Consider the following 5,091-nt stretch of genomic DNA (forward strand, 5'->3'; position numbering starts at 1 on the left):
TCCACCTAGGGCCATGAAGGCGCAGGGGAAGAGTAGTAAACCAGACCAACCGATGAAGACGAAACGGTCTCTTTTGAGCCAGTCATCGAGAGCATCAAACAGCCCTCTTTCTGGGGCGCGTCCGACAGCAATGGTCATGGGGGTTTTCTCCGAAAAATGTATATTATTGCTAAGATTCCGCGCTCTCTCCTCCATCCATCTGAGCAGGCGAGCAGATGTGTGGAAGAATTGTGAGAAATCTTTACTTTTCTTAACTTACACTATATTGGAAAAAATAGCCAATGTTTTTCAGGTCGATCTTAAGAAAATCTAAAATTTTTTCGGGAGACCAGTTGCTGGGCGTTGCGGGGGGAGACCACTTCGTGCGCGTTGCGGGGGGATTTGGGGAGATGGGGAGATATTCCGCCTCAATTGCTTGGTATTGTCGTCTTCACGTCTTGAGTGGAATGCTAGACCCCTCTGTGCGGTAATTATCCCCAAATTGAGGTGATTAAACCGCACGGTGCGCCATTAAGTCCTATTAGGGGGTGTTAGACCGATGGAAGTGAGATACTAGGATAGAGGGGGTTGCTAGACCGCAGGGAGCAGTATAATTGATGGTTATACAGCCTAAGCTTTGTTTCCAGAATAAAGATTCACCGTAATAGTATGTGGCGACAATTTCTAAAGTCTCTTAATACGCCGAGAGGTAAAGCTCAACTTTTCTTTCTAGTAATTGGATTTTTCGGTCTACTTTATTTACTGGTCTTCTGTCCAAAGGACTGGGTTAAAGCAAATGATCGCCAAGAGTCTATATTGCGTGGTATAGCCAGTTCTCTCCTACTAGTAGGTGGATTAGACTTGTTAAGTGCATTTTTTCAGGCTGCTTCAGATAAACCTGATCGGGATCGGTTTGAACGCTTTTTTGGAACTGGAATCAGTAATAGTGTAGTTGCTATATTCCCGTCAGCAAAACCAACTGAAGATCCTAGTAATCCGTCTTTCAATTCAATGAGCTTTCCATATGCTCCAGAAGATGCTAAGGATAAGAAAGCAAAGGGAGCAGAATATTTAGTTGTATCTCAGGATTTGGATGCTGCGCTAGAACTCGCAAACACCTTTCGCAGTTTTGGTGAAGAGTTCAAGACTGAATTAGATTATGGCCACTTAAATAAAGACCTCGATAAATCTAAAGAATGCATTATTGCTCTTGGGCTAGGTTTCAACCATGTTACTGGAAAAATTCGAGATTACCATATAGATAAAAAATTATTTGAGATAATCTTCCCCGATAATACCGATGATTTTCGTATCGGTGAAAAAGATCACCCTCCTATCATTCTGGGTGGTAAAGATTATGCTCTTTTAGTGCGTGGTGTAAAGAATTCAGGAAAAGAAAATCTACCTCATTTTGTATGCGCTGGTCGCACAGCACGCGGAACCAAGGCCGCAGGAATTTTCCTAGCAACCCAATGGGAACAGCTTCTTTCTTTGTATGAAAAAAATGGGCGTGATCTTAAAACAGATAGTGTGGCTGTTTTTCTTGAGTTTGATAAGGGTGCAGAAAATCAAGCTAAAATCCATGGTCAGTGTTACTTTGTAGAGCCTAGTTCACCACCAGAATGGAGAAATTCATAGGGTGTGGGGTGTGGGGTGTAGGGAAAGAAACCTCTTTCATCTGTGGGGGTGAAAATTTTTTCATCAGGACTGACTCCTGACTTCTAAAATACACCTCGACCTAATATTATCTCAAGACCAAAAGTCTTTCTAGTCAAGGAATATACCCGAATAAAAATTATTTTAATTGCCTCATATTTTTTCAGTAAAATTGAATTAGCAACGACAGATATACATTTCAGCTATCGAACTGCTTAATTAGTACATGGGCTAAAAGCAAGCTGTGACTGGGTTATAATTTTTGGAGATGTCTAATATTAACAATGTTTTCCTAGTATTTTTGCAGAAACTTTTGGAAATTATATCTGTCAAGTTGTTTCAATATCTGAACATCTACATATTTACCTATGTCTCCTATTGCTCAAGGTATTCCAGGATTACCAGATTTAACACATCCTGAGGAATTAATCAAGTTTGGTACGCAACTAATTCAAGGTTCACTATTGTTTGCGTTTTTAATTGTAGCTTTGGGAGTTGCGATCGCTCTCATCAGTTTTTCTCTGAGACGCAACACCAGCGAACAAGCTGTTTTCTTTGGGGAATGGTCGATTCGTTATTCCCAACTGCTCAAAGAACTACAACATTTAGCCCTAATTTTAATTTTAGTAGTTACGGGATTTTTCCTCACTTCTACTTTAAGCAACCGTTACCATCACTGGGAACAAGCAAAAGTAGCACAAGTAGCGGAAAGTGTCGCAGGTGATAAATTAGAACAAATTGCGCCCCAAGTGCGTTACATCGTCGAAGAACCTTATAGCTATACTACTCAAGTTAACGGCAAAATAGTCAAGGTGACAGATCAACAAAAAGTTACTCGCTATTTAAACGTAGCAGGTTCAAACATTCAAGTTAAAATTGACCAAAGTGTAAACGGGCAAAGTCGCAGTGCCATTTATCTTACAGATTACACTGCTGATTATAAAATTGTCAATTCACTAAGTGATGTTAATAGTTTTTTCTTTGAAGCACCACCACCCTTAGGCTACTCCTTACTTTCTAGTTATAAAGTAGAAAGAGATGGAACAAGATTAAAACAAATAAACCCTGGAGATTATGGTTTTCCCTTGCAGTTAGAACCAGGACAAGAAACCACAATTAAAGTTAGCTATCAAGCCCAAGGTGGACCACGTTGGGTTTATAATGCCACTGATCAATTACTTTCTCAATTTCGCCTCACAACAATTGCTAATTTTAGAAATGCTGATTTTGCTAGTGGGATAGTTCCTCATGAAATTAAAAGTGATGGTGACAGTACCCAATTTACTTGGATATTTGATGAGAATGTTTCTGTAAGAAATCCCTTTGGTGTATTTACTGCCACCAAACCAATAGGAAAAACTGGGATTATGCCCCGGTTATTACTGTTAGCACCAGCCTTATTTTTGTGGTGGATATTGCTTTTATATTTGTCCCTACCCATGAGTTTAAAAAATTTGGTGATCGCTGCGGGTATTTTCTTTGCTTGCTTATTAACTTTAACCTATCTGGCGCGAGTAATGAATGCAGAAATAGCTTGGTTGATCATATCCTTGATTTTACTCGGTTTCATCTATGGTTTAGGTGCAAATCGTCACGCTGCTTTAGCCGCCATTATTTGTACTATTGCTGGAGCAATTTTACCAGTATTTGCATTATTAATTCCCTTTAGTGGTTTAACCTTGAGTTTAGCAGGTTTGTTATCAGTCGGGTGGTTAGCAATACATCATTGGTATGGAGTGTTTAACCTGAGAGGGGGACAAGCCAGCTAGAAGGTAGTGCGATCGCAGATCTTGTAGCTAGATTATATTTATATTATTTTAATCGAAGCGTTAGTAGTGCGATCGCCGATCTTGTAAGCTGCATTCCCCAAGACAACTCCTAATTACTTCGCCAATAAATTCTTGGGAACGCACCAAGATTATGGACTTTAAGCAAGCGATCGCAGCTTGGGGTGCGTTCCCCGAAGCCTTTGGGTTTTGCCAACCAGATTTGGACAGAACTATAATAACAATTGTACTTAACCATGTACAACTCTGATGAGCGTCAACATTGTCAACTTTAGTGAAGCCCGAAAAAACTTTAAATCTGTAATAGATACAGTAGCCAATGATAAAAACTGTACTTTCATTGTCAGAGGAGATACAGAAGATGTTGTCATCATGTCTAAAAGTTATTATGACAGTCTGATGGAAACAGTTTATCTCTTAAGATCTGCAGCTAATGCTCAACATTTGCAAGAAGCGATCGCAGAATATCAAGCAGGTAAAACACAAGAACATGATTTAATCGATGCGTAAGTTGGCTTGGGGTAGTAAAGCATGAAAAGATTATCTTTATTGGCAATCTCAGGACAAGAAAACCCTGAAAAGAATCAATCTGCTCATCCAAGATACTCTATCCAATCCCTTTGAAGGAATCGGTAAACCTGAACCCTTGAGAGAGAATTTGTCAGGTTTTTGGTCCCGTACGGATGAAGCTAATCGTCTTGTTTATGTTGTCGATGATCATTATCTAACAATTATTTCCTGTCGCTATCATTACCAAGATTAGCCATCGCTGTAGGGTGCTTTCCCCACGACAACTCCGAATTACTCCGCCAATAAATTCCTGGGAACGCACCAAGATTTGTTAGCGCTCTCCTTATATATTTATGTCATAATTATTTTTTATTCTGGTCAGCCTAAAAATTAGGTATCGGTTATGAACACATTTACTGCTGTTGTAGAAAAAGATTTTGATACTAATCTCTATGTTGGTTATGTCCCTGGGTTCCCCGGAGTACATTCTCAAGGTGAAACTTTAGATAAATTACAGACAAATCTTTGTGAAGTGATAGAAATGCTCCTTGAGGATGAACAAACAAGATTTGAAACAGTATTTGTTGGTACACAGTAACCATCGGCAATATACCTGTTCTGAAACCACAGGAAGTGGTTCGTATCTTAGAAAATCTTGGCTTTGTTGAGGTACGTCAGAAAGGCTCCCATAAACAGTTCTGTCCTGAAGATGGACGTGCAACTACTGTTCCATTTCCTAAAGGACGAGATATTGCACCTAGATTATTACGACAGATTGCGAGCGATATTAACTTGACAGTAGAAGAGTTTTTAGAGTCGAGGTAAAGTCTATTTTCGCCAACTTTTAAAGCAGCGCCAAATAGCACTGTATTCCTATGATGTTGAAGATTTTGAGTTGGATTTGAAAAACTTACGGGAGTTGGGGCGATTGTGATTGTTGTTAGCGAGACAATGCTAGACCCCTCTGTGCGGTAATTATGCCCAAATTGAGGTGATTAAGCTTTTACGCATTTAAGTTACATTGACAGCATTACCCTTATTTTTAAGTTTTCTACTCCATTTAATAATCAATCCCCCTTCATTTAAAAGCTGATTGACTACTTTTTCCAGTTCTTCTTTATTTTCAAATTCTCGATTAGCTATGTATTCTTTAGCGGAA

5 protein-coding genes and 3 pseudogenes are annotated in these 5,091 nt (G+C 39.4%); 6 read left to right on the top strand and 2 right to left on the bottom strand.

Going from position 1 to position 5,091, the window contains the following annotated elements; translation table 11 throughout:
• A pseudogene (locus O9295_RS08195) lies at window positions 1-138 on the bottom strand (photosystem II D2 protein (photosystem q(a) protein)); the annotation flags it as partial.
• Window positions 139-648: 510 nt separating this feature from the next.
• On the opposite strand from O9295_RS08195, the gene O9295_RS08200 reads away from it, so the two are divergent.
• From O9295_RS08200 to O9295_RS08225, 6 genes and pseudogenes are all read left to right on the top strand, one after another.
• The gene (locus O9295_RS08200; protein ID WP_288032632.1) at window positions 649-1,617 is read left to right on the top strand and encodes a hypothetical protein; all 969 of its coding nucleotides are present in this window, start codon (window positions 649-651) and stop codon (window positions 1,615-1,617) included.
• 386 nt (window positions 1,618-2,003) lie between these two features.
• Window positions 2,004-3,404, top strand: coding sequence for a UbiA family prenyltransferase (locus tag O9295_RS08205; RefSeq protein WP_288032633.1), 1,401 nt, complete (start codon window positions 2,004-2,006; stop codon window positions 3,402-3,404).
• 267 nt (window positions 3,405-3,671) lie between these two features.
• Window positions 3,672-3,932, top strand: a complete 261-nt coding sequence (locus tag O9295_RS08210; protein WP_024969228.1) for a type II toxin-antitoxin system Phd/YefM family antitoxin — start codon at window positions 3,672-3,674, stop codon at window positions 3,930-3,932.
• Between the two features lie 37 nt (window positions 3,933-3,969).
• A pseudogene (locus tag O9295_RS08215) lies at window positions 3,970-4,185 on the top strand (Txe/YoeB family addiction module toxin); the annotation flags it as partial.
• Between the two features lie 150 nt (window positions 4,186-4,335).
• On the top strand, window positions 4,336-4,530 hold the full coding sequence (locus O9295_RS08220; RefSeq protein WP_061432922.1) for a type II toxin-antitoxin system HicB family antitoxin: 195 nt from the start codon (window positions 4,336-4,338) through the stop codon (window positions 4,528-4,530).
• A 35-nt stretch (window positions 4,531-4,565) separates the two neighbouring features.
• Window positions 4,566-4,757, top strand: coding sequence for a type II toxin-antitoxin system HicA family toxin (locus O9295_RS08225; RefSeq protein ID WP_288032634.1), 192 nt, complete (start codon window positions 4,566-4,568; stop codon window positions 4,755-4,757).
• Window positions 4,758-4,943: 186 nt separating this feature from the next.
• Here O9295_RS08225 and O9295_RS08230 read toward each other — a convergent pair.
• Window positions 4,944-5,091, bottom strand: a pseudogene (locus tag O9295_RS08230) (IS630 family transposase); the annotation flags it as partial.

Origin of the sequence: Microcystis sp. LE18-22.4A (assembly GCF_027531105.1) — a bacterium.
GTDB classification, from domain to species: domain Bacteria; phylum Cyanobacteriota; class Cyanobacteriia; order Cyanobacteriales; family Microcystaceae; genus Microcystis; species Microcystis aeruginosa.